The following is a 23,731-nucleotide window of genomic DNA, read 5'->3' on the forward strand; positions in this document are numbered from 1 at the left end:
ATGGCCCTCACCGTCCTGTACACGGCCGCCACCGGCCATGTCGTCGGCGCGCTGGCGCTCACCGGCGCCGCCGCACCCGCGGACCCGGCCCGGCTCGTCGGACGCGCCCTGCCGCTGCGGGTCGCGCTCGGCGCCGGACGCACCGCCGTGCTCCCGCTCAACGCCCGCGACCTCGCCGCGACCGCCGTCGACGACGAACCGGCCCTCCTCACCGATCCGTTGGCGTTCGGCGTCGAGCGGTCCGCCGACGGCAGGCCCGGGCCCGCACCGGCCCGGCTGGCCGTCTGGACGGGCGGCGGCGTCAGGCTCGCCGCCGACGGGCTCACCGTCACCGTTCCGGTCGCCCCGACCCGGCCGGCCCCCGTGGTCGCGCTCGTCTCCGACGACCAGCACACCCATGTCCTCGCGGGGGAGATCCCGGCGGAAGGCGACCGGGTGAAGCTGCCCCTGGCGGTCGAACCGGGCGGCACCCACGGGGTCCTGACCCTCGTCGCGGGGTGGGCGGGCCGCCTGGAGAGGGTGACGGTGACATGACCGCGCCCGCCGGACACGGACCGGGGGCCCCGGGGACGGCCGGGACGCCCGGGGCCTGCGCCGCGCCGGGCGCCGCCGGGGCCTCCGCGGCCCCCCGTGCCTCCGCCGCCGCCGGGGACGACGGCGAGCTCTCCGTGCTGCGGTGCACGGTGACGGTGGCGCGGCGCGGCGGGTGGAGCTGGGGCCCCGACCCGCGGGGTCTCGTCCAGCAGGTGATCGACACCGTCCCCGAGTGGCTGGCGGACCACTTCGCGCCGCAACTCACCGGGGACGGCCCCGACCTGGAGATCACCGAACCGGTGACCGTCACCATCCGCCCCGGACGGACCGGGTGGAGCGGCGCCTTCCACCCGGAGGCCGAGGTGCGCGTCGGGCCGGTCCACCCGGCGCGGGCCCCCGCCGGGACGCCGCCCGACGCCCCCGTGCCCTTCGACGAGGTCTTCGCCGCCCTTGCGGCCCCCTGGACCCCGCCCACGGCCGCCGCGCTCTTCGGGGAGCTGGCGGAGCGGGACGAACTGGACGCGCTGCTGGCCCTGTTGCCCACCGGCTCCCTCCGGGCGTACGCCCTCGCCCTGCTCGGCGCGGACGACGCCCCGTCCGCCCCGGTGGCCGCCCGGCTGCTCGCCGAACTGGTCCGGCGCGCCCGCCTTGGAGCCGTACCGGGCGGGGTGCTGCCCGAAGCGCTGCGTGCGGGCGGGAACGACGCGCTGCCCGCCCTGTGCGCCGCCTACGCGGAGTCGGCCGGCCGCGTTGAGGCGGTGCGGCTGGTGCGGGCGCTGACGGACGAGGACGGCCCGGCGCCCACCGCCCAGGCGCCTCGCGGGAGCCGCGCGCGCCCCGCCCCCGCGGCCGGGGAGGTGCGGGTGTGGTCCGCGCTGCCGTTCCTGCTTGCCGGGCCCCTGGCGCGGATCGGCTGGCTCGACGCCGTCGGCCCGGCCCTGGCGGGTGTCGAACTGGCCGACGAGGCACCGCTGTTCGCCGCAGCCCTCGCGTACAAGGTGCTCGGGGCGACCGCGCGCGGCTGGCGCCGCGAGGAGCGGGACAGCGAGGCGGCCGCGGCGTTCGCCGGGCTCGAACCGCCCGTCCCCGAGGAGGCCCTGACCGCCTTCGCGCGCGCCGTACGCCCCGCGCTCCCCGTACTCGACGGTGTCCTCGCCCTCGCCGTGAGCCGGGGCCACGACCCCGCCGAGCCGCTGCTGCTCACCGGCACGGACGCCGGCGGGCTCCTCCTCGCCGACGCACAGGGCGGGTTCCCCCTCGCCTGGGCGGACGACCCGGCCGCGCTCCTGCCCCACTGGCGGGCCTGCGGACGGCCGCCCGTGCTGGTCTGCGACGGCCCCCTGCCGCCCGGCACCCTCACCGTACTGGCGGCGGCGGACGTGCCGTTCCTGACGGCGCTGCGGCCGCTGCGCGGCGATCCGGCCGTACGGCTGCCGTGGCGTACGCCGCTGTGGACCGGCGCGGCACGGCCGAGGGCCGCCCCCGCGCTCGCCGCCGGGCTGCCCGGCCACACCGCGCGGCTCGCGGAGCTGACCGCCGCCTTCGTCGCCGAACGCCGCGCCGTACCGCTCGACCCCGGCGGCGCGCTGGAGCGCACCGCCACCCTCGCCGCGCTGCTCGGCCTGTCGACCATCGCCTGGACGCTGTGGCGGGACCGCGAGACCCCCGACCCGCTGCTCGCCCTGCACCGCTTCGCCGACCTGGAGGCCACCGTCCGGTTCGACCGCGACGCCGTACGGGTCCGCGTCCCGCTGGGGCGGCGCCACACGGACCTGCTGCGCGGCGGACTGCTCGCCGACGTGCCGGACGTGCCGTGGCTCGGCGGGCGGCCCCTGACCTTCACCGGAGGCTGATCCCCATGGGCGAACCGGCGCTGGACCACCTGCGCATCCGCCTCGCCGGCATCCACCGGGCACTGCGCGCCGCCGTGGTGCGGCAGGCACGGCTGGCCGCCCGCCTCAGCCGGCCGGACCTCACGCCCTACTGCGTGACGGACGAGCAGGTCGAGGTACTGCTCGGCGAGGTGGGCGCGGCCGCCGACGCGCTGACCAGCCCCTGCCTGCCCCGGCACCGCGAACCGGAAGCCGAACAGCGCCTGCGGCGCCGCGCCGCGGCCGACGGCGTGCGCCTGCCCCTGGACGCCCTCGCAGCGGCGTACGGCCTCACCCGCGCCGAGCAGGACGTCCTGCTGCTGGCCGCCGCCCCCGAACTGGACCGGGGCTACGAGCGGATCTACGCCTACATCGTCGACAACCTGAACCGCCGGCTGCCGAACGTGGAACTGCTGGTCACCGTCGCGGCCCTGGCGGCGACCGAGTCCGCAGTCGCAAACGGCGCCGCCACGGGACCGGAGCCCGGCACCCCACCGCAGCAGGGTCCCGGACCGGAGCAGGGTCCCGCACCGCAGCAGGGCCTCGGACGGGAGTCCGCTTCCGCACCTCAGCAGGACCCCCGTTCCCAGCCCGGCGCGGGACCGCAGGGCGTCGCGCCGGACCCGGAGCCCGCCGCCCGTCTCGCGCTGCGCCGCGCCCTCGGCCCCGCCGGTCCGCTGCGCCGGTACGGCCTCCTGCGCCCGCACGGCGACGCCCCCGTCGAGCTCGCCCTCGAACTGGTCCCCGGGCCGGGCGTCCTGGACTTCCTGCTCGGCTGGGGCACCGACGCCGGCCTCATCGGCGACGATCCCGGCGAGGTCGCCCAGCGAGGGCCGTCACCCGCGCTCCCGCACCCGGCATCCGACCGGCTCACCCGGCTCGGCCGGGCGCTCGCCGCCGGCCACATCGACCTCGCGGGGCTCTGGGGCGCCCCGCCCGACGGCCAGCGCGACGCCGTCCACGCCCTGGCAGGGGCCGCCGCCGTACCACTGCGCACCCTGACCGGCGACCTCGAAGCCGACCTGCGCACGGCCGCCGCGTTGGGCGCCCTGCTGTGGGTGCCCACCGACGACCTGCACGGCGAGGGGCGGCGCCCGTACGCCGACAGCGTGACCGCCGCAGTGCTGCGCACCCGGCTGCCGGTGTGCCTGACCGGACTGCGCCCCTGGCGCCCGGCACCGCTGCTCGCCGCGCGCGCCTACGCCGAAGCGGCCCTCCCGCAGCCCGGGTTCGGCGAACGGCGGGCCATGTGGTCGGCGGCCATCCCGGGCCTGGACGGCCCGCGCGTCGACGACCTGGCCGCCCGGTACCGGATGAGCGGAGGCGAACTGCGCGCCGTGGCGTCGGTCGCCCACGCGGGCGCCCGCCTGGCCGGCAACGGCCTCCCGGCCCCGGTCGCCGACCACGTCGAACCCGCCATCGCCACCGTCACCCGGGGCCGCACCGGCAGCGCCGTGCGCTCCATCGCGCCCCGGCGCACCCTGGACGACCTGGTGCTGCCCGACGTGCAGCTGCGCCAGATCCGCGAGATCGCCTCGGCGTTCCGCGCCTGGCCGCGCGTCGCGGAGACCTGGGGCTTCGCCCGCCGGGGCGCGCACGGCGGCGTCAAGGCGCTGTTCACCGGCGAGCCCGGCACGGGCAAGACGCTCTCCGCCGAGATCGTCACCGGCATGCTCGGCCTGGAACTGCTCAAGGTCGACCTCGCCCAGGTGGTGTCCAAGTGGGTGGGCGAGACGGAGAAGAACATGGAGACCGCGTTCCGCCAGGCCGAGGAGAGCCACGCGGTGCTGCTGTTCGACGAGGCCGACGCCCTGTTCGGCAAACGCGGCGACGTCAAGCACGGCACCGACCGGTACGCCAACATGGAGGTCGGCTATCTGCTGCAACGCCTGGAGGCCAGCGACGGGCTGGTGATCCTCACCAGCAACCTCCGCGACAACATCGACCCGGCGTTCACCCGGCGCTTCCACTTCGTGGTCCACTTCCCCCGCCCGGGCGCGGCGGAGCGGCGCAGGCTGTGGCGGCTCGCCTTCCCGGCGCAGGCGCCGCTCGCCGCCGACGTGGACCTCGACACGCTGGCCCGCCTCGACATGACGGGTGCGGGCATCACGGCGGCTGCCCGCACCGCCGCCCTGGCCGCGGCGGACGGCGGCGCCGACACGATCGGCATGCGGCACGTCGTACGGGGTGTGGCACGCCAGTTCCAGCGGGAGGCCAGGCTGCTGCGGCCCTCCGAACTGGGCCCGCACGCCCACCTGCTCGACAACGCCTCAGACGACGCCACCCAGGGGTGACCCGATGCTGCCCAGCGAACCGCCGCTCTCCCTCCACCGGCTCGTCGCCCCCGTCCCGCCCGCGCGGCCGCAGGAGTCCGCGGCGGCGGCCCGCCAGACGCCGCCGGCCGCCGAACCGGCCCCGGTGAAGCCGCCGACGGCCTTCGAACGCCTCCTGGCGGCCGGGCACGACCAGGTCGGCAACGCGGCGGTCGCGGGCGCGGCCGCCCAGGCGGGCCCCGCCGCATCCGGGCCCGCGGCCCTGCTGCCGGAGCCGGTGCGGAAGGCCGCTCAGGCCCCCGCGTCCCCCTGACAGGCGTCCGCCCGCCGCCGCAGCTCCCGCACCCGCTCCAGCGCCGCGTACTCCTCCTCGACCTCCTCGTCGTCCACGGAGCCGGCGCCCCGGTTCGACGGGCTGTCCCGCTGCGCCTCCAGCCGCCGGACCGCCCGGACGTGTTCGCCGTGCAGGACCTCCAGCAGGGAGTCCCCGCAGCGCACCGCCGTGCCGGCGGGAGCCGTCCGGGCAAGGGAGAACACCGTGGAGCGGCCCTCCCGCAGCTCACCGAGCCGGTAGCAGACGACCTGGTCGGGCGTGTCGAACGCGACGGCCGGGATGCCGCAGAGCGGCATCAGGTCCGGGTCCTCCGCCAGCAGCCGCCGCTCGGTGGCGGCCATGCTGTTGATCCTGGCCGACGGACCCCCCAGGGAAGGGGGGACGGCGGGCTGCCACGGCTGGTTGGTGAAGCGGGCGCGCAGCTCCAGCCGCCACAGGCCGCCCGCGACGAGCACGAACACCTCCGGCGGGAACGTGACGCCGTAGCATTCGCGCAGCACCTCGGCCGGGCCGAGCCCCGTCTCGTACAGTGCGCGCGCGAGACGGGCCATCGACGCGTAGTCGTCACGTGATGCCTCAGCCCGCAGGGCGTCGAGAGCCTCCGGGGTCATCGTCGTCCTCCTCGCCTCCGCCGCTTCGTGGCGTCGTCCAGTGCCCGGCGGATACGCTGCCACAGTCCGGTCAGCTCGGAAGCGGTCATCGCCGAGATGATCTCCTCGGTTATCTTCTGCGCCTGCTCGATGCCCTTCCTGACACGTTCCTTCTCCGCGATGTCGCTTTCGAGGAGTTCCCTGACGTTCGCCTCCAGTCGGCCCAGCCGGGACTTCACGACGGGGCTCTCGGCCGTGAGCCGGGGGTTGTCGGCCATCAGCATGGCGACGTCCTCGACATGGACGAACACCTTGGTCCGCAGCTGGTCCTGGACGCTCGGGCCGAGTCCGCTGACCCGGGAGAACTCCCTGGCCAGGGTGTTGGCGCTGGCGTTCGACTGGGACTGGATGATCAGCGCGTACATGCGGTGGCTGACCCGGATGGCCTCCAGCCACCTCCTGCCGCGCATCCGCCCCTTGGCGGCCAGGCGGACCGCCTCCGGCCGGACGGTGAGCCCCCGCGTCAGATCGCGCGGCAGGGGACTGGTGCTGGTGCTCGCCTCCGGGGCGTAGGCGACGGAGAAGTCCGTACCGAAGATCCGCATCAGCTCGTTGCGGAAGGTCCGCCCCTCCGCGCTGCCCACGCCGAACAGCTTGCCCTGGGTGCGCGCCTGGTCCCCGGCGGTGAGCAGGGCGGCCGTCCTGGCGTTCTGGAAGATCCCGCCCGAGCCCTCCTCGTCCCACGCCTTGATCAGCATGTTCGGCTCCGTCGGGTAGAGCATCTGCGGGTACTCGCGGGCGATGGCCTCCCGGATGGCCCGGTCCAGCCGGTTGGCCAGGACGGTCAGCTGCCTGCCCCGCCGGTCGGCGTTGCGGCCCCAGTCGAAGTCCTCGTAGTGGTAGCCGCCGATCGTCAGCAGCGGGTGGCGCTCCATCTCCCGCAGCACCTTCTCGTACGCCCTGAGGACCCCGACGCCGCTGCGTGCGGAGACCCCGGTGTCGGCGTCCTGGCTCACGATGTGGACCTGCCGGTTCACCGGCGGCTTGAGGATGTCCACGGCCCGGCGGGTGTAGTCCGAGCGCAGCACCTCCTCGCGGAACAGCCCGTAGGGCAGGGCGCCCTTGTCGCGCAGCCCCCGCTCCTCCGCCTCGGCCCGCCGCTTGTGGCGGCCGCTGAGCTTCCGGTAGGCGGCGCGCACCTCCTCCAGGCCGGCGTCCGAGTTCGTGCGGCGGTCGACCCACCGGGGCGTCCACAGGAAGCCGAACACCGCCAGCCGGAGCTCCGGCCGCTTGCGGACGGCGTGGACCGCGGCATGGACCGGGTCCGCGCCGTCCGGGTTCAGTCGGTCGAAGGTGTTGACGCCGATCACGACGGCGGTGCGCGCCTCCGCGAGATCCGCCGCGTTCCTCGCCCCCGTGCCGGCCCACGCCTCGTCGAGGTACCGGAGCGCCACGTTCGGGTTCTTCTTGATCTCGTCGGGGATCGCCGCCATGTTGACGACGAACCCGATCCACGACTCGTTGCCCTGGAAGGGCTGGGTGAGGTGGCTGAGCTGGTCGACCACGGCCTGCTCGTGCCGCCGGACGGCCATCGGTCTGCGGGCCCTGCCGATCTCGTACGGGAACAGGTCCCGGTACGACGTGCGCCGCGTCGGGTTGATCGCCACCGTGACGAAGTACCGGTTCGGGGCGGGCTGTTCCAGCGCGATCCGGGTGAGGCGGTGCCGGGCCTTGATCGCCGGGAGGCCGCGCCGGATGCTCTCCTCGGTCGCGCCTTCCGCGTCGAGCAGCCGTGTGGCGTCGCGTACGGCGGCGTCCAGCGCGCGCAGCATGTCCTTCCTGGACCGCTGGTCGGGACGGCGCCGAACCCTCGGGGCGCGTGGGTCCCGCCGCTTCGGGTCCCTCCGTCGCGCGTTCCGCCGCTTCGGGTCCCGGCGGTCGTCGCGCCGCGGCCGCCGCCGGCCGGGTGTGCGGCGCTCTGGCCCGCGGCGCCGGTCGGGACGGCCCGGCCTGCCCGGCCGGTCGCGGCGCCCCGGCCTTCCGGGCTTCGCGGGCCTTCCGGGCTTCGCGGGCCGGTCGGCGTCGGCGCGGCGGTCCGGGGACCTCGCACCGCCCGACGAGGACCTGATCCTCGCCCATGCCTTCCTGACCAGCCCGGCGATCTTGTCGATGACCGCGTCGACGGCCCGGTTGACGGGGGCGGCCAGCCGCTGGACGATCTGCCGGACCCGCGCCGCGATGCCCCCGACGCCCAGGATCGCCGCGAGGACGCCCAGCAGGACGGGGATCGAGCGGGCCAGGGCCCGTTCCACCATGGCCGGTACGCCCCCGCTGCCGCCGCGCGCGATGGCGATGACCGCGTCGAGCACGGCGTTGACGAACGCGAAGATCTGGCGGGCCTGCGTGACGATGAACCGTACGAAGTCGACGATCAGCTTCACGGCGCGGACGAACGCGGACGCCGGGTTGAGCAGCGAGATCACCCAGGTGATGCCCGCGACGACGATGGTCGGCGTGACATAGGCGATCACGTTGTCGAGCAGCTGTCTGCGCAGGTCCCCGACGCGCGGCCGGAGGTCCGCCCACATCGCCGTGATGCCCCGTCTGCGGACGTCGGCCAGGAGCGGCACCGACGTCTCGGCCGCCGCGACGGCCGGCTCGGGGACCTTGCGGGTGATCCGGCCCCGGATGTTCTGCCACGTCAGGCCCAGCACCCCGCCGAGCATCCGTACGACGCCCTGCGTGTCGAACGTCGCCGGCACCTCGAGGCCCGCCTCGGCGGTCCTGCCGAGCAGCCACGACAGGATGCCCTGCTGGAGGTGGCGCCCGATGTTCTGCAGGAACCTCCGCAGACCGGCGCCGACGGCGGAGACCAGATTGCGCAGGAAGCCGACCGGGTCCTTGAGGATCAGCATGACCGCCTGGGCGGCCTTGGCGAGCACCGCGAGCAGCAGCCGCTTCAGCTCCATGATCGTGTTGATCACGGCCTTGACGGCGTTCACGGCCTTCGCCACCAGGCCCTTGTTCTTCTCCTTCTCGGCGGCGATCTCGTCGTCGACGGACTTCAGGGCCTCGGTGTACTTCGTCGCGAGCGTGTCGACCAGCTGGGTGCCCTTGTCGTCGACGGTCCGCGTGAGCTCGTCGAACTTGTCGGCGAACTCGGCCGCGGCCTGCTGCCCGACGGCCCGCAGGTCGGCCGGGAGCCCGCGTACCGCGTCCCGCATCTCGGCCCGGCCCTGGGCGATGCGCCGCTTGGCCCGGTTCAGCTCCGCGCCGATGGTGTCGGCGACGTCGGAGATGACCTGCCGCATGCGGCGCACATAGCCGTCGCGGGCCTCCTCGAAGATCCTGTCGGCCTCGGCGGGCAGCCCGGCGAACAGGTCCCGCACCCAGCGGAGTTTGCCGGTGGCGCCCGCGTAGCGGCGGTCCTTGTACTCGTCCATCTTCCGCCGGTGCTCGGCGGTGAACGCCTCCCGCGCCGCCTTCTCGCCCCGGCCGAACTGCTCGTCCACCAGCGTGTCCAGCCCGTCGAGGATCGCCTCGACGTCCTTCTTCATCGTGTCGAACACGCCTTGCAGGACAGCCGTGACCCGGGCCCGCTTCTGCTCGTCCCGGCTCTTGGCGCCGCCCTTTCCCGTGTCCACCTGCCGGCCGGTGCGCACCCGCTCGGCGCCCATCGCGCCCATCGCCTCGGCGCCGAGCCGCCTGGCCCGCGCGGTGGAGGCCCGCAGTTCGGCCGCCTCGTGCTTGCGCAGCCGCCCGGGCGCGCTGGACGAGTGCCGTTCGGCGGCCTTCTTCTCACCCAGCGCCTTGGTGAAAGCGGGCTCGTTGGACTTCTTCAGCTGTGCCTCGGTGACCTGGGCGTCCGCCATCCGGCGCTCGACCTCGGCGGGCCCGGCCGACAGGTCGGTGGCCGACGGCGGCAGCCTGTCGGGGACCGCCTGGGCGGGGTTCGGCGCGGCGGGGGCGCCGGGAGGCCGGTCGGCGGCCATCGGCACGACTTTCTTGGGGACGGCCGCCGATGTGTCGGGCGGGGCGGCGGTCGTCGTGGCGATCTGCTCGGCGGAGTCGGCCCTGCCCTGCCCGACCTTGCCGTGCACCTCGGCGCGGACCTCTTCGGCCTTGCCGGAACCGGCGAACTTGTCGGCCTCGTCCAGGTTCTTCGGGGCCCGGTCCGCGACCGCCTTCTCGACGGCCCGGATGAACGCGTCCTTGTCGAACTCCTTCGGCTTGGCCTCGTTCATCTTCTCCGCGTTGGCGGCCTTGCCCTGCGCCTCGATGTCGTCGCCCGGCGGCAGCGCGGCGTCCTGCGCGGCGGCGGCTTCGGCGCGCGGAGGCGGATGCGACGCGGCGAGCGCGCGCTTCTTGCGGGTCACGTCCCTCTTGAGCGCGGCGAACTCGGGATCGGACTGCGGTCCGCCGCGCCGCCGCCCGCCTCCCGTGGACTGCCCCTCGGACGCGCCCTGTCCTTCCGGCGCCGGGGACTCGGCCGCCTGCGAATCGGACCTCTTGGACTCGGGTGCCTGGGAGTCGGGTGCCCGGGATTCGGGTGTCCGGGGCGGGGATTCGGGCGGCGCCTGTGACCCCGGGGAAACGGCACCCCCTTCCGCCTTCCGTACGTCCCCCACCGCTTCCCGCGCCGCTCCGGCCTCCGACGCCGCTCCGGTTTCCCGACCGTCTGCCGGGTCGCGCCCGCCCGAATGCCGCGGCCCGCCGTCCGCGTCGGGCGCCGTCGAGGACGGCAACCCGGCGGGTACGAGGCGCCCGGCCGGTACGAGGCGCCCGGCGGCACCGGCGACGGCGCCGTTGCCGAAGGCGTCCTGGGCGCCCGGGCCGTCGCCGCGCCCGGGGAGGGGCGGCGCGGCGGTGCCCGCCCCTGCCGCCAGGGCGGCGGCCACCCCGGCGTTGGACGCGCCGGAAGGGGCTCGTACGGAACCGTGCTCCCCGGCACGCCGTACCGTCGGCGCCGACACGGTCTCCGTCACCGTCTGCGGCCGCACCCCGAGGACCTTCGGCACTGGCATCGGACGGCATCCCTCCCACGGCACGGCGAAGCCACGGGAGGCGCAACCGCCCGGCAGCCCCGAGCCACCCTGCCGCCCGCCCCGTGACGGCCGCGTCACCCCCGCATCCCCGAGACGTCTCCGCACCCGCGCCCGGAGCCCCACGCGCCCCGCCCCTCCGGCCTCGGCCGCACCTACGATGCGGCCATGACGATCACCTACGAGTGGCGGGGCGACATCGACAACGCCGCGCTGAACGCCCTGCACGCGGAAGGCTTCGGGCACCCCGTCGGCGTGACCGACTGGCGGGAGCGGCTACTGCGCCACAGCCTCGGCTGGGTCTGCGCCCGTGAGGACGGCACGCTCATCGGCTTCGTCAACGTCGCCTGGGACGGCGGGGCCCACGCCTTCCTCCTCGACACGGTGGTCGCCCGGCACCGGCGTGGCAGTGGCGTGGGCGCCGCCCTGGTGGCCACCGCGGCCGAAGGGGCCCGCGCCGCGCGCTGCGCCTGGCTCCACGTCGACTTCGAGGAGCACCTGACCGGCTTCTACCTCGACGCGTGCGGCTTCAGAAGCACGGCAGCGGGCCTGATAGCCCTGTAAGCGCAGCCCCCGGCCCGCTCACGCCACGGCCGCCTCGGTGCCGCCGCGCTGCCGGTGGGCGGACGCCTGCCGTCGGCTATGTGTCCCAGTCCCAGGTGTCGAAGTAGGCGGGCGTCCCCGTCCTGCGGGCCTCCATGACGGCGGTGAGCCGGTCGAAGTCCCGGCCGGGCATCAGGCCCCGCCACTGCTCCGGTGACAGGACACGGACCTCGTCGTGCTCGTCGGGCGCGAGGCGGATGCCCGCGATCTGCCGGTCGGTGAGCCGCCCCCCGTCGAAGACGAAGCCCACCGTCGCGACCGGCCAGTCCGCCGACGGCAGCCCGAAGACGGCCGCCAGCAGCCGCGGCGGCCCCGGCACCACCAGGCCCGTCTCCTCACTCGTCTCCCGCACGGCCGTCTCCCACGGCCGCTCGCCCGCCTCGGCCGTACCACCGGGCCACTGCCAGGGGTGCTCGGAGCTGTACACGGCGTGGAGCTGCACCGGCCGGTCCTGCTCGTCGGTGAAGAACACGGCACCGAACATCGCCGCCTTCGGCAGGCTCGCCACGTACTCCTCCGGCGGCAGCCATGTCGTGCTCACTGTCGGGGTCCTCCTCGGGGATGCGGGCGGCCGCTGCGCGAACCGCCGGTGCCGGGCGTGCTGTCGGGGGCCGACGAGCGACCGGGCCGGGGCCGTACGGGCTCGCCCGGGGCCCGGGTCGCGCACCGGCTGGGCGAAGCCCCCCGCCGCCGGCTCGTGCGGTCACCCCACGACACTGGGAACGAGCCGCAGCCGGTCGCGTTCCGGGTCGTGGGCGAACGGATCGCCGGCCTCCCGCAATGGGACCGCGAGAGCAGCTCCCGACCGGTACGCGTCGAGCCCGGCGCGGCAGTGGGCGACCTCCGTTCCGGCAGGGCGGCGAGCGGGAGAGGTCCACGCGGTCGCACACCTCCAACGCCATGACCGCGGGTGTGCCGCGCCGGCGGCAGACCGGGGCAACGCCACTCGGGCGGGATGTTCGCCATCTGCCGCAGCAGGTCCCAGCCGCGGAGCAGGTGCTTACGCTCCTCCAGCGCGCTGTGCCGCTGGGCGCCGTGTCCCACCCGGTAACCGCGGCAATTGCGCGGACTCATGAGGCTGGAGTCACCGACGTCGGACTCGTGGCCGCAGCACGGGCATATGGCCGCCGTCGGCCGGCCACCCTTCCAGAGCATCTCCTCGCCGTATCCACAGATCCGGCAGATGGTCTTGTTTCCACGCTCATCTTCCCCGCGGCCGGCCGGCCGCCAAAGGCACAGCGCCTGGTGGCGAAGGCCGTCCTGCGCGGAGACCGGCGGCATGCTCGCGTCGTGGGGGCATCGGGAACGCCGCCGTGGACCGCAGGTCATGAAGGGCCCAGTAGGAGGGGGAAGTCGAACGACATGAGCGCCGGTCGTACCCCAGCGGCCGCAACGGCGTTGCGGTGTCCATCGCAGTGCGGCTGACGGTGCGTGCGCGGACGACCGCACCGCCCCGCCTCGGCAGTGAGCAGCTCCTCGGCGCGGGCCTTGTGGTGCCTCCGCAGCCGGCGGCGCTCGACGGCGGTGCGAGGGATTCGGTGTACGTCGAGTGTCAGTCGCGCCCCCGCAGGCGAGCGTCTCGAGGACGATCCTGCCAAGGACATGTATGAGCGCTGTTATATTAGCGCTGTGACACCTTCTGACCCCACGGCGGTACCCGACCCCTGGCACTCCCTGCACGAGCTGTTGGCGGCCATGGACGCCGAGATCGAGCAGGTCTACGTCGAGCGCGGAATCCAAGGAGTGCGGCCTCGGTTCGCCTATCCGCTCATCCGGCTCGCCCATACCGGACCAATGACCATTCGCGACTTGGCGAAGTCCCTGGGGCGCTCGCACTCCGCCACCAGTCAGACCGTCGCCGCCATGCGCAAGGAAGGGCTGGTCACCTCCGAGCCCGGGCCTGACGCCCGTACCCGGCGAATCGACCTGACCGAGCACGCGCGGTCACTGGTGCCGTTCCTCGAGGCGGAGTGGCGTGCCACCCACGACACCGTCGCCGAGTTGGACCGCGAGATCCCGTACGCGATGACCGCCGTCGTCGAGGAAGTGCGGCGGGCGCTGGACCGCCGGCCGATGCGCCGACGGATTCTTGATCACCTCGTCGAGCCGCCGCGATGAGCGGGCGCGGCGTCATCCGCTTCCTCGACACCCGGCCACTGCGCGGCAGCAGGCCGTTCGGTGACCTGTGGATCGGCACCTCCGCGTCTCAACTCGGCGGACAGATAGCCACTGTGGCGGTGCTGGCCCAGGTCTGGGAGCTGACCGGCAGCCCGGTGGGCACAGGTGCCATCGGGCTCGCCACCGGGCTGCCGATGGTGCTGTTCGGGCTGCTCGGCGGCACATTGGCCGACACCTTCGACCGCCGCGCGGTGGTGCGAGTCACCACCGTGGGCAGTCTGCTGGCCGCCGCCGGACTGCACACCCAAGCGGTGGCGGGCAACCGCAGCGTGCTCCTCCTGCTCGCCCTGGTCGCCGTGGGGACGAGTTGCAGCGCTCTCGGCGCCCCCGCGCGGCGCACACTGCCCGTCCGGCTGCTGCCGAGCGATCAGGTGGCGGCCGGCCTCGCGCTGATGAACGTCTCCTTCCAGGCGGCCATGCTGACTGGGCCCGTGCTGGCCGGGTTGCTCATCGCCCGCTGGGATGTCCCTGCCGCATACGCCGCCCAGGTCGTGACCGCGACCATCGCGGCACTCTCACTGACCCGCCTGCCTGCCATGCCTCCCGACGGCGCCGGGGCAGCCGGGGAAAAGCGGCGTCCGGGGCGGGGTGGCTGGCGAATCCTGCGCCGCCCGACCCTGTGGGGCTCGATGGCCACAGACCTGGCCGCAACGCTGCTCGCCATGCCGGTCGCGCTCTTCCCGCTCGTCAACGAGATCCGGTTCGGCGGAAACCCACAGACCCTCGGTCTGTTCCTCTCGGCCGTCGCGGTCGGGGGAATCACGGCCGGACTGCTCTCCGGCACGGTCACACGTTGGCGCCGTGGCGGTCTCGTCCAGCTTTCCGCAGCCGCTGTCTGGGGGCTGGCGCTGGCCTGTTTCGGCCTGGCGGGACCTTTGTGGTTGGCGCTCACCTGCCTGGCCGTCGCGGGCGCCGCCGACACGGTGTCCGTCATCACCCGAGGGGCGCTGGTCCAGTTGGAGGCCCCGGACGCGTACCGGGGGAGGGTCTCCTCGGTGGAACACGTCATCGGCGTCGCAGGTCCCGAACTGGGCAACCTTCGCGGCGGCCTGCTGGCCTCGGCCACCTCGGCGTCCTTCTCGCTCGTTTTCGGCGGACTGTCCGCCGTGCTGGCGATCGCGGCCGTGGCGGCGGCCAACGGCCCCCTTCGCGCCTACCGCACACCGCCCCCTACGGAGGAGCGGACTGGACCTGAAACCCCTGGTGTGCAAGCCGGGCACGGGGCCGACATCGGGCTCGGCGAGGGGCCGTCGAAAGCGGTGCTCTGACGCCCCTGGCCAAGGGCGTTCCACGACGACGGACCTACGAGTCCTCCTTGGCGGACCTCGCGGACGTTCACCGCGCCGGGTGTCCCGCCCGGTGCCGGGCGGACGGCGGGGCCGACCACCTTCGCGCCCCGGCCCTCATGACGCCGCCCCTTCCACAGTGGTGTCGCGGGACCGGCAGCCCTCGGCCTGAGGGTGCACGTGCGTGCGTAGAGACCGCCGGGCGCCATGAGCTCGCCGTGCGAGCCCGATTCGACGATTCGGCCCGTCTCGTAGAAAGAAGCGATCGCACTCCACGACGCCGGCGAGGTGGTGCGAGATCAGGACGATGATCTGGTCCTCACACATCCTGCCGCGCAGGACGGCCTTGTACGCGCCGTGTTCGGGGGGCGGGCGTGCTTGCGGTCCGGATCTTCGCGTGACACAGGGCCCGGCTGGCGTGCCGACCCCCGCGCCACCGACTCCCCTACACCACCCGTGCGGCACGTGGGGCGGCGCCCGGAAGGGGCATGGCCGAAACGCCGACACCCCCGCCCCTCCCGCCGAACACGACGACCCCCGCGCCGTGTTCACGCCAGGACGACGCACCCCCGCCGCTCCAACTCCCGCACCAGCGGCAGCGAGGGGTCGACCGCGTTCCAGCGCAGATCGAGCTTCTCGAGCGCGGGCAGCTCCAGGAGCCACTCCGGAAGCCGGCTGATCCGGTTGCCCCGCACGTCGATCTGACGCAGACGCGGAAGGCCGGCCAGCGAAGGCGGCACCTCGCTCAGGAGGTTCTCGCGCAGGTCCAGATGGCGCAGCTCCCGCAACGCGGCGACCGACGGCGGCACCCGCGTGAGCGCGTTCCCCCGGAGCCACAGCTCCCGCAGTCCGCCCAGCCCGCCGAGGGAGTCGGGGAGCGCGGCGAGCCGGTTGTGCTGCGCCCGCAGTTCGACCAGCCCGGTCATGGACCCCAACGCCTCGGGCAGTTCCGCCAGTTCGTTCTCGCCGATGTTGAGGTAGCGCAGCCGGGTCAGATTGCCGAGAGTGCCGGGGATCCGTGACAGCCGGTTGTCGTGCAGGTAGAGGAAGTCGCTGAGCCCGCTCAGATCACCCAGCTCGTCGGGGACCGACGTGAGGGCGTTGTGGCCCAGGTCCAGGGTCGTCAGCCTCCGCAGCCGTCCGATGTCCGGCGGCAGGTGGGTGAGGCCGTTGTCCGCGAGGATCAGCACCTGCAGTCCGGTCTGCTGCCAGACCGTGCCGGGTACCTCTCCGAGCTGTCGCCGCCACAGGTTCAGGGTGTGCCGCACTGCCGTCTCCTCCGCATCCGCCGGTCGGGACCCTGATTGTGGTGCGCGCGCCCGGCCGGCACCCCCGGATTTCGCCGCCGCCCACGTTCCCGGCCCGCCCGGCAGCGAGCCGGTGCCCCGTTGCGCCTCCTGCACGCCCGGCCCGGCGCCCCCGTGCGTCCCGGCCTGCCGTAGAGTGGGGGCGGGCCGTGACTGGCGCTTGGGTGGAGTACCACCGGGGAGCGGCCCGGCGGACCCCGCCACCTGCCGCGCGCCTGGGCGATCAGCACGCATCTGTCTGCCGACGCCCAGGAGGACCCGTGTCCACGACCGCCAGCGCCCGCCTCATGGACGGTAGCGGCCTCGCCCGCCGCCTCGTCGAGGAGACCGCGGCCCGCGCCGCCGGCCTCACCCGCCGCACCGGCAAGCAGCCGTGCCTCGCGACCGTCCTCGTCGGAGAGGACCCCGCATCCGTCACCTACGTGCGGATGAAGCGCGCCCGCTGCGAGAAGGCCGGCATCCGCTCGCGCCACGTCGAGCTGCCCGCCACGACCACCACCGAGGAGCTCGTCGCCACCCTGCGGGACCTCTCGGAGGACCCGGACGTGCACGGCATCCTCCTCCAGCACCCGGTGGGGCGGCACATCGACGAGCGGGCCGCGTTCGAGGCGATCGCCCCCGAGAAGGACGTCGACGGCGTCACCACCAGCTCGTTCGCGTCGATGAGCTTCGGCCTGCCCGGCTTCGTCTCCTGCACGCCCGGCGGCATCATGCGGCTGCTCGACGCGTACGACGTCGACCCCGCCGGCAAGCGCGCCGTCGTCGTCGGCCGCAGCGCCATCCTCGGCAAGCCCGCCGGGATGCTGCTGCTCGCGCGGAACGCCACGGTGACGTACTGCCACTCGTACACGCCCGCCGCCGAGCTGTCCGCCGCCGTGCGGGAGGCGGACATCGTGGTCGCCGCCGTGGGCCGTGCCCGCTTCATCAAGGGCGAGGACATCAAGCCCGGCGCCGTCGTCGTCGACGCCGGCTACAACGAGGGCAACGTCGGGGACGTCGACTTCGAGGCCGCCGCCGAGCGCGCCGGGCTCATCACCCCGGTCCCCGGCGGCGTCGGCCCCATGACCATCGCCACACTGCTGGCGCAGACGGTGGACGCCGCCGAACAGCAGCTCGGCGCCACCACCGCCTGACGCCCGGGCGGCCGAGGGGCCGCCCGGGTCACCGCCGGCCGCGCCCCTCCCGGCGCGGTCGGCGGTCACCCGCTGCGGCGCCACCGTCCTCGTACGCCGCCGCACCCGGTACGCCTCGATACCGCCCGTACGACGCTGCTGCCGTGCGCCGCCGCACCCGCCGCGCCGCGGTAGTGCCCGTACGACGCTGCCGCCGTGCACCGCCGCAGCGGTGCCGCCCCGTGCCCGTACGGCGCCCGGACGTGCCGTCACGCCGCCCGGCACCGCCCCGCCCCGGGCGCCGTCACCGCGTGTCGTCGCCCTCCAGCAGCGGGGCGAGGACCGCGCCCGGATCGTGCCCGGCCGGGCCCGCGGGGGCCCAGCGGCCCTCCTCCCGCCGGTACGGCCACCAGCGGCCGTCCCGCCCGAGCCGCACCTGCACCTCGTCGCCCGGCCCGGACCAGCGCCCGCCGCCCAGCGGCCGCAGCACAGGCCCTTCCCCATCCTCCCCGGCAGCCGCGACGAGCGCCTCGGCACGCGCCGCCGCGGCGGGCTCCGGTGTCCACTCCTCCTCCAGTACGGCGAGGGCCGCCGCACCGCCGAGCCGCCACGCCCGTACGGCGAGGTCCATGCCCACCGCGTCCCGCCCCGTCCCGGCGGCGAGCCGCGCCACCACTCCGGGCGCCGCCTCGGCGGCCGCGGCGAGGCGCACCGCGTCCTGGCCCACCGTCAACACGCCCTCGCCCGGCGCTGCACCGGAGCGCCCGGCAGTGGAGGACCCGGCAGGGGAAGGAGCGGCGGGGGAGGGCCCGGCAGGGGAGTGCCCGCCGGTGGTCGAGTCCGCCGCGGTCAGCACCTCGGCGAGCATCCGCCGTGCCCGCCGTGCCGCGTCGGCCGCCAGCATCTCCAGGGCGGCCGGGTCCACCGCCGCGCCGGGATCCGTCTCCGTGTCCAACGACGGCGGCTCACCGGCCCGTTCGGGAACCGGCGGCGGACCGGGCAGCGGGGGCAGGATGCCGCCCATCGCGAACGCCTCGTCCGCCCGTACGCCCTCCGGCCCCGCCGCCTCGGCCTCCCCGGCACCGCCGTCGGCCGTGCCGCGCGCCGTCAGCTCCTCCAGCAGCCACCGCTCCGCCCGGCCCCGCATCAGCAGCAGCACGAACGGGTCCCGGTCGAGGAGCCGCGCCACCTGGTAGCAGAGGGCCGCCGTGTGCGGACAGTGGTCCCACGCCTCGCACGCGCACTCGGCCTCCAGGTCGCCGAGCCCCGGCAGCAGCTCCACCCCGGCCGCCGCGGCGTCCTCGACCAGGTGGGGAGGCATGTCCCGGTCGAGCAGCGCGGCGACATGGCCCGCGCGTTCCACCGCCGTGCCCAGGAAGCGGTCCCACTCCGCGTCCGACAGCTCCTGCACCAGCACATCGGCCCGGTACGCGGTCCCGTCCCGGTCCGTGACGACCGCGGTGATCCGCCCCGGGCGCACCGTCACGGCACCCACCGCACCGGCGCGCGCGCGAGCGCGGCCCTTCTTCAACTGCTGGCCGTCGAGCGCCGTGTCCTCCAGCGCCTTCAGCCAGGCGCGGCCCCACCAGCTCTCCGCGAAGGCCCGCCCCTGGGCGGGCGGCAGGGCGGCGAAGGTCGCCTCGTCCTCGTATCCGCTGCTCATCGTCCGCGTCCCCCGATCGTCCCGTCCACCAGACCCGTCTGATCCGCGGCGCCCGCTGCGCCGTGCTTCTCCGGCCCCTCGTCCCCGTCGTAACCGCCGTCCGCCGCGCGCAGCCGCACCAGCTCGGCGAGTTCCGCGTCGGTCAGCTCCGTGAGAGCCGCCTCGCCCGCGCCGCCCAGCACCGCGTCCGCCAACCGCCGCTTGCGCGTCAGCATGTCGGCGATGCGGTCCTCGACCGTCCCCTCGGCGATCAGCCGGTGCACCTGCACGGGCTGCGTCTGCCCGATCCGGTACGCCCGGTCGGTGGCCTGCGCCTCCACCGCCGGGTTCCACCAGCGGTCGAAGTGCACGACGTGCCCGGCGCGCGTCAGGTTCAGGCCCGTGCCCGCCGCCTTCAGCGACAGCAGGAACACCGGCACCTCCCCGTTCTGGAAACGCGCCACCATCGCCTCGCGTTCCCCGACCGGCGTACCCCCGTGCAGCAGTTGCGCCGGTACGCCACGCGCGGCCAGGTGGTCGTGCAGCAGCCGCGCCATGCGCACGTACTGCGTGAAGACGAGGACGCTCGCCCCCTCGGCGAGGATCGTGTCCAGGAGCTCGTCCAGCAGTTCGAGCTTTCCGGAACGGCCGGCGAGCCTCGGCGCGCCCTCCTCCTTCAGGTACTGGGCGGGGTGGTTGCAGATCTGCTTCAGCGCGGTCAGCAGCGTGACGACGAGTCCGCGCCGCTCCATGCCGTCCGCCGCGGCGATCGCGGCGAGCGTCTCGCGCACCACCGCCTCGTACAGCCCGGCCTGCTCCTTCGTCAGGGCGACCGCACGGTCCGTCTCGGTCTTCGGGGGAAGCTCCGGAGCGATGCCCGGATCGGACTTGCGGCGGCGCAGCAGGAACGGCCGGACCAGCCGGGACAGCCGCTGCGCCGCGGCCGGGTCCGCGCCGCCCTCGACGGCCTGCGCGTACCTGCTGCGGAATGTGCCGAGGCGGCCGAGCAGTCCGGGGGTCGTCCAGTCGAGGATCGCCCACAGTTCGGAGAGGTTGTTCTCCACGGGCGTGCCGGTCAGCGCGACCCGCGCCCGCCCGCCGACGTTCCGCAACTGCCGGGCGGTCGCCGAGTACGGGTTCTTGACGTGCTGCGCCTCGTCCGCGACGACCATGCCCCAGTCCACGCGCGCGAGGCGCCCGCTGTCGAGCCGCATCGTCCCGTAGGTGGTGAGCACGAACCCGTCGGTGACGCCGTCCAGGTCGCGGCGGGGCCCGTGGAAGCGGCGGACCGGCGTGCCGGGCGCGAACTTCTCGATCTCCCGCTGCCAGTTGCCCATCAGCGACGTGGGGCACACGACGAGCGTCGGACCCGCCGCGGCCGGATCGGTCTGCCGGTGCAGGTGCAGCGAGATGAGCGTGATGGTCTTGCCGAGGCCCATGTCGTCGGCGAGGCAGGCGCCGAGCCCCAGGGAGGTCATGCGGTGCAGCCAGTTCAGGCCCCGCAGCTGGTAGTCGCGCAGCGTCGCGGCGAGCGCGGCGGGCTGTGCGACCTCCTGCGGGCCGCTCTCGGGGTCCGCGAGCCGGTCACGCAGCTCCCGCAGCCACCCGGACGGCTCGACACCGACCTGCGCGCCGTCCACCTCGGTGGTGCCCGTCAGCACGGCGCCGAGCGCCTCCACGGGCGTGACGCGCCGGTCCCGGCGCTCGCGGGCGCGCCGCACCTCCTCGGGGTCCACCAGCACCCACTGGTCGCGCAGCCGCACCAGGGGACGGCCCGCCTCGGCGATGCGGTCGAGTTCGGCGCGGTCGACGGACTCGCCGCCGAGGGCGAAGCGCCAGTCGAAGGCGAGCAGCGCGTCGGCGGAGAGGAACGACGGCAGGCCGGAATCCCGCCCGTACGGCACGCCGTCGCCCTCGCCGCGCGGGGGCCCGACGACGGCCTTCGCGGTGAGTGTCCGCGCCAGGCTCCTGGGCCAGTGCACCTGTACGCCGGACTGGGCGAGCGCGCGCCCGGCGCCGCCCAGCAGCTCCGCGATCTCCTCGTCGGCCAGCTCCAGGGCGTCCGGCACCGACGCCGACAGCAGCGGCGACAGGGCGGGCCACACGCGGGCGGCACGGCGCAGCGCGAGCAGCGCGTCCCGGCGGGCCGACGCCCCGAACGCCGCGCCGGCGGCGCCCGACCACACCTGGGCGGCGTCCGCGACGAGCGCCGCGTCCCCGACGTGGTGCAGCTGCGGCACGGCACGGAAGGCCGGTTCCCCCGTGGCGGGCTCGCCGGCGGCGGGGCCGTCCAGGCCCGTCACCTCGATGCGCAGCGAGAGCCGCACGCCGGCGTCGTGACCGGCCGCCACATCGGCCGCCCACGCGAGCAGTTCCGGCACCCGCTGCGGGGCCACGTCCGCGAAGGGCGCACCGCCCGCGGCGAGCGGCGCGGCCGGGGTGCGGGGCAGCACGTCCGCCACCGCGTCCAGGAACGCCCGCAGCAGCGCCTCGGGTTCGGGCAGCAGCACCGCCCCGTCCTCGGCGGTTCCCGCCGGTACCGCGTGGGCGCTCGGAGGCATCGACGCGGCGAGCGTCCGCACCCGGTCGAGGTCCTCGGCCGCGAGCGGGCCGACCCGCCAGGCGTCGTAACCGCCCTCCGTCACTCCGGGCAGCAGGCGGCCCCGCGCGACGAGGTCGAGGGCGAGCAGCGCCGCGGCCCCCCAGAACGCGCATGACCCCGACGGGTCGCCGACCGACCCGGCGCCGGTACGCGCCAGCAGCGGCAGGGCGTCCCGCACGGGCAGGCAGAGCGCCGGCACACGCCGCGACGCGGCGTCGTCCGCGACGACGTCCACCTCCTCGACGGCGCCGCAGCGGGGGGCCTCGGGCAGCGGGGCGCCGTCGTCCGCCCAGAAGACGAGGCGCCCGTCGCGTGCGGGATCGGCGGGCAGGAAGAGGGTGGAGCAGCGGGCGAGGTCGGCGAGAGTGGGGTCCCAGTGCACGGTGCTGACGCAGTCCTCAAATTTGACTAGCCGGATGTGGAAGCGCCGACGGTACAGGACGCCGCGGACGGAAGGGAATCCTCCGGCCGTGAGGTGGCTCACACCGGTGCGGCGGGGTGGCGTCCGCACCACTCCGGATGGAGGGGTTGCCCCCACCTCGTACGGGTGCTGCCGTCATGGTCCGCGGCACCGCCCTCTCCGTAGGTTCATGGGTACAACGTCGCCCACGGCACGACGGGCTTCCGCAACAGCGTACGGAGGCCCGCGCCGCCCCACCCGCATCCCGCCGAACCGTCGGCCCGCAGAACCGAGACCGGAGACCACCATGCCCCAAGCCCTCGCCGCCCCACCGGAGCGCACCACGGCGCCGACCCGCACCAGCGCGAGCGAGTTCACGCCCCTGCTGCGCGCCGTCCGGGACCAGGGCCTCCTGGAGCGGCGACCCGGCTGGTACGCCGCCGGCATCACCGTCAACCTCCTCGCCCTCGCGGCGGTCTGCGCCGCACTCGTCCTCTACGGCGATTCCCCCTGGACCCTGCTCCTCGCCGTCCCGCTGGCCGTGTTCTCCGCCCGCACCGGCTTCATCGCCCACGACGCGGGGCACGCCCAGATCGCCGCCCGCCGCCGCACCAACCACCTCCTGCAGATCGTCCACGCGAACCTGCTGCTCGGCATGAGCCAGGAGTGGTGGAACGACAAGCACAACCGCCACCACGCGAACCCCAACCACGTCGACAAGGACCCGGACGTCGCCCCCGACGTCCTCGTCTTCGCCCGCCACCACGCGGACGGCCGCACCGGCCTGCGCGGCTGGCTCACCCGGCACCAGGCGTGGCTGTTCTTCCCGCTCACCACCCTCGAAGGGCTCGCGCTCAAGGTGTACGGCTTCCAGGCGGTGTTCACCGGCAGGGCCCGGCGCGGCACACGCCGTGCGAGGTTCGCGGAGGGCGGCCTGCTCGTCGCGCACGTGGCCGGCTACGCCACGCTGCTCCTCGCCACGATGCCCGTCGGGCAGGCACTGCTCTTCGCGCTGATCCACCAGATGCTGCTCGGCCTCCACCTCGGCATGGCCTTCGCCCCCAACCACAAGGGCATGGCCATGCCCGGCGAGGACGGCGCCGACGACAACTGGGGCCATCTGCGCCGGCAGGTCCTCACCTCGCGCAACATCCGCGGCGGCGCCGTCACCGACTGGCTGCTGGGCGGCCTCAACTACCAGATCGAGCACCACCTGTTCCCCAGCATGCCGCGCCCCCACCTGCGCCTCGCCCAGCCGCTCGTCCGCGACCACTGCCGGCGGCTCGGCATCCCGTACACGGAGACCGGCGCCGTCGACTCGTACCGGCAGGTGCTCGGCCATCTCCACGCGGTCGGCGAGCCGCTGCGCACCGCCCCCTGAGCCGGCACCGCCCGCCGGAACTCCGACGCCCGGCCGGGCGTTCACCGTGCAGACAGCCGAGAAGGAGGCGTCCATGTCGACGAGGACCAAGATCGTGATCGGGGGAGTGGCCGTCGGGCTGCTGCTGATGCCCCTGATCGGCTTCTGGATGTCCCTGTTCATCCTGCTGGGCGTGCCCGCCCTGGCGTATCTGGCGCTGGACCCCGGCCAGCGGCGCCGCCTCAAGCGGGTGGCCGCGCGACGCGAGATAGGCCGCTGACCCCGGGGCCGTACGCGGCCCGCCGTACGCGCCGCTCTCCGCAGGCGGCTCCACCCGGCGCCCGATGCGCGGCGCGTCGACGGCTCCGTACGTGCGCCCCACGCCCGCAGACGCCACCGCGCACCTCAGCGTTGCCGCCGATTTCCTGCTTCGTCGCGGTGGGTGGGGAGTCGACTCTTGTCGTCCGTTATCGAGCGAGGTCCGACCCGAAGATGAGCCGCGAAGGCTCGGAGTCTTCACTCGGAGCGGGCCCGTACGGGCAGGGGAAGGCGGCCGTGCCGTATCCCACCGTCAGGGGGCCGGGCTGCCCACGCGCC

At 75.0% G+C, this 23,731-nt stretch carries 16 protein-coding genes and 1 riboswitch; of the genes, 10 read left to right on the plus strand and 6 right to left on the minus strand.

The genetic code is table 11. The features are described from left to right. Genes ACSUPT_RS27965 through ACSUPT_RS27980 form a run of 4 tightly spaced genes read left to right on the plus strand, consistent with a single transcriptional unit; the run spans position 1 to position 4,991 of the window. Positions 1 to 534 (plus strand): hypothetical protein, encoded by a 534-nt coding sequence (locus ACSUPT_RS27965; protein WP_399218346.1) that lies wholly within the window; start codon positions 1 to 3, stop codon positions 532 to 534. Further along, positions 531 to 2,387, plus strand: coding sequence for a hypothetical protein (locus ACSUPT_RS27970; protein WP_436946027.1), 1,857 nt, complete (start codon positions 531 to 533; stop codon positions 2,385 to 2,387). The genes ACSUPT_RS27965 and ACSUPT_RS27970 overlap by 4 nt, the downstream gene beginning before the upstream one ends. 5 nt (positions 2,388 to 2,392) lie before the next feature. Beyond that, a complete protein-coding gene (locus ACSUPT_RS27975) occupies positions 2,393 to 4,699 on the plus strand; it encodes an AAA family ATPase (protein ID WP_436946028.1) in 2,307 nt (768 codons plus the stop codon). Between the two features lie 4 nt (positions 4,700 to 4,703). After that, entirely contained in the window at positions 4,704 to 4,991 is a 288-nt protein-coding gene (locus tag ACSUPT_RS27980) for a hypothetical protein (RefSeq protein WP_436946029.1), read from the plus strand. On the opposite strand, the gene ACSUPT_RS27985 is transcribed toward ACSUPT_RS27980, so the two are convergent. Continuing rightward, positions 4,970 to 5,623, minus strand: a complete 654-nt coding sequence (locus ACSUPT_RS27985) for a hypothetical protein (protein WP_399218349.1) — start codon at positions 5,621 to 5,623, stop codon at positions 4,970 to 4,972. The two genes, ACSUPT_RS27980 and ACSUPT_RS27985, sit on opposite strands and share 22 nt — an antisense overlap. Beyond that, entirely contained in the window at positions 5,620 to 9,978 is a 4,359-nt protein-coding gene (locus tag ACSUPT_RS27990; protein WP_436946030.1) for a phage tail protein, read from the minus strand. Before ACSUPT_RS27990 ends, ACSUPT_RS27985 begins: the two co-directional genes overlap by 4 nt. Before the next feature lie 834 nt (positions 9,979 to 10,812). Here ACSUPT_RS27990 and ACSUPT_RS27995 point away from each other — a divergent pair. Next, positions 10,813 to 11,208, plus strand: coding sequence for a GNAT family N-acetyltransferase (locus tag ACSUPT_RS27995; RefSeq protein WP_436946031.1), 396 nt, complete (start codon positions 10,813 to 10,815; stop codon positions 11,206 to 11,208). A 76-nt stretch (positions 11,209 to 11,284) separates the two neighbouring features. On the opposite strand, the gene ACSUPT_RS28000 is transcribed toward ACSUPT_RS27995, so the two are convergent. Then, positions 11,285 to 11,788 (minus strand): NUDIX domain-containing protein, encoded by a 504-nt coding sequence (locus ACSUPT_RS28000; protein WP_436946032.1) that lies wholly within the window; start codon positions 11,786 to 11,788, stop codon positions 11,285 to 11,287. Positions 11,789 to 12,942: 1,154 nt separating this feature from the next. Here ACSUPT_RS28000 and ACSUPT_RS28005 point away from each other — a divergent pair. After that, positions 12,943 to 13,365 carry a MarR family winged helix-turn-helix transcriptional regulator gene (locus ACSUPT_RS28005; protein WP_436946033.1) on the plus strand — a complete coding sequence of 141 codons (423 nt, stop codon included), beginning with the start codon at positions 12,943 to 12,945 and terminating at the stop codon, positions 13,363 to 13,365. After that, on the plus strand, positions 13,362 to 14,693 hold the full coding sequence (locus tag ACSUPT_RS28010; protein WP_436946034.1) for an MFS transporter: 1,332 nt from the start codon (positions 13,362 to 13,364) through the stop codon (positions 14,691 to 14,693). The genes ACSUPT_RS28005 and ACSUPT_RS28010 overlap by 4 nt, the downstream gene beginning before the upstream one ends. A gap of 566 nt (positions 14,694 to 15,259) precedes the next feature. On the opposite strand, the gene ACSUPT_RS28015 is transcribed toward ACSUPT_RS28010, so the two are convergent. Continuing rightward, positions 15,260 to 15,979: a leucine-rich repeat domain-containing protein gene (locus ACSUPT_RS28015; RefSeq protein ID WP_361660300.1), complete on the minus strand. Its 720-nt coding sequence runs from the start codon at positions 15,977 to 15,979 to the stop codon at positions 15,260 to 15,262. A 178-nt stretch (positions 15,980 to 16,157) separates the two neighbouring features. After that, positions 16,158 to 16,246: riboswitch (ZMP/ZTP riboswitch) on the plus strand. Between the two features lie 59 nt (positions 16,247 to 16,305). Here ACSUPT_RS28015 and ACSUPT_RS28020 point away from each other — a divergent pair. Continuing rightward, positions 16,306 to 17,151, plus strand: a complete 846-nt coding sequence (locus ACSUPT_RS28020) for a bifunctional 5,10-methylenetetrahydrofolate dehydrogenase/5,10-methenyltetrahydrofolate cyclohydrolase (RefSeq protein WP_404146272.1) — start codon at positions 16,306 to 16,308, stop codon at positions 17,149 to 17,151. A gap of 283 nt (positions 17,152 to 17,434) precedes the next feature. Here the strand turns inward: ACSUPT_RS28020 and ACSUPT_RS28025 are convergent, their stop codons facing one another. Both ACSUPT_RS28025 and ACSUPT_RS28030 read right to left on the minus strand, forming a co-directional pair. Continuing rightward, a complete protein-coding gene (locus tag ACSUPT_RS28025) occupies positions 17,435 to 18,793 on the minus strand; it encodes an SWF or SNF family helicase (protein WP_436946035.1) in 1,359 nt (452 codons plus the stop codon). Next, positions 18,790 to 21,756, minus strand: a complete 2,967-nt coding sequence (locus ACSUPT_RS28030; RefSeq protein ID WP_436946036.1) for a DEAD/DEAH box helicase — start codon at positions 21,754 to 21,756, stop codon at positions 18,790 to 18,792. The genes ACSUPT_RS28025 and ACSUPT_RS28030 overlap by 4 nt, the downstream gene beginning before the upstream one ends. Positions 21,757 to 22,081: 325 nt before the next feature. On the opposite strand from ACSUPT_RS28030, the gene ACSUPT_RS28035 reads away from it, so the two are divergent. Further along, positions 22,082 to 23,155 (plus strand): acyl-CoA desaturase, encoded by a 1,074-nt coding sequence (locus ACSUPT_RS28035; protein WP_436946037.1) that lies wholly within the window; start codon positions 22,082 to 22,084, stop codon positions 23,153 to 23,155. Between the two features lie 73 nt (positions 23,156 to 23,228). Then, positions 23,229 to 23,414: a hypothetical protein gene (locus ACSUPT_RS28040; RefSeq protein ID WP_436946038.1), complete on the plus strand. Its 186-nt coding sequence runs from the start codon at positions 23,229 to 23,231 to the stop codon at positions 23,412 to 23,414. Positions 23,415 to 23,731: the final 317 nt, after the last annotated feature.

It is taken from the genome of Streptomyces sp. SudanB25_2051 (assembly GCF_964272635.1).
Classification (GTDB): domain Bacteria; phylum Actinomycetota; class Actinomycetes; order Streptomycetales; family Streptomycetaceae; genus Streptomyces.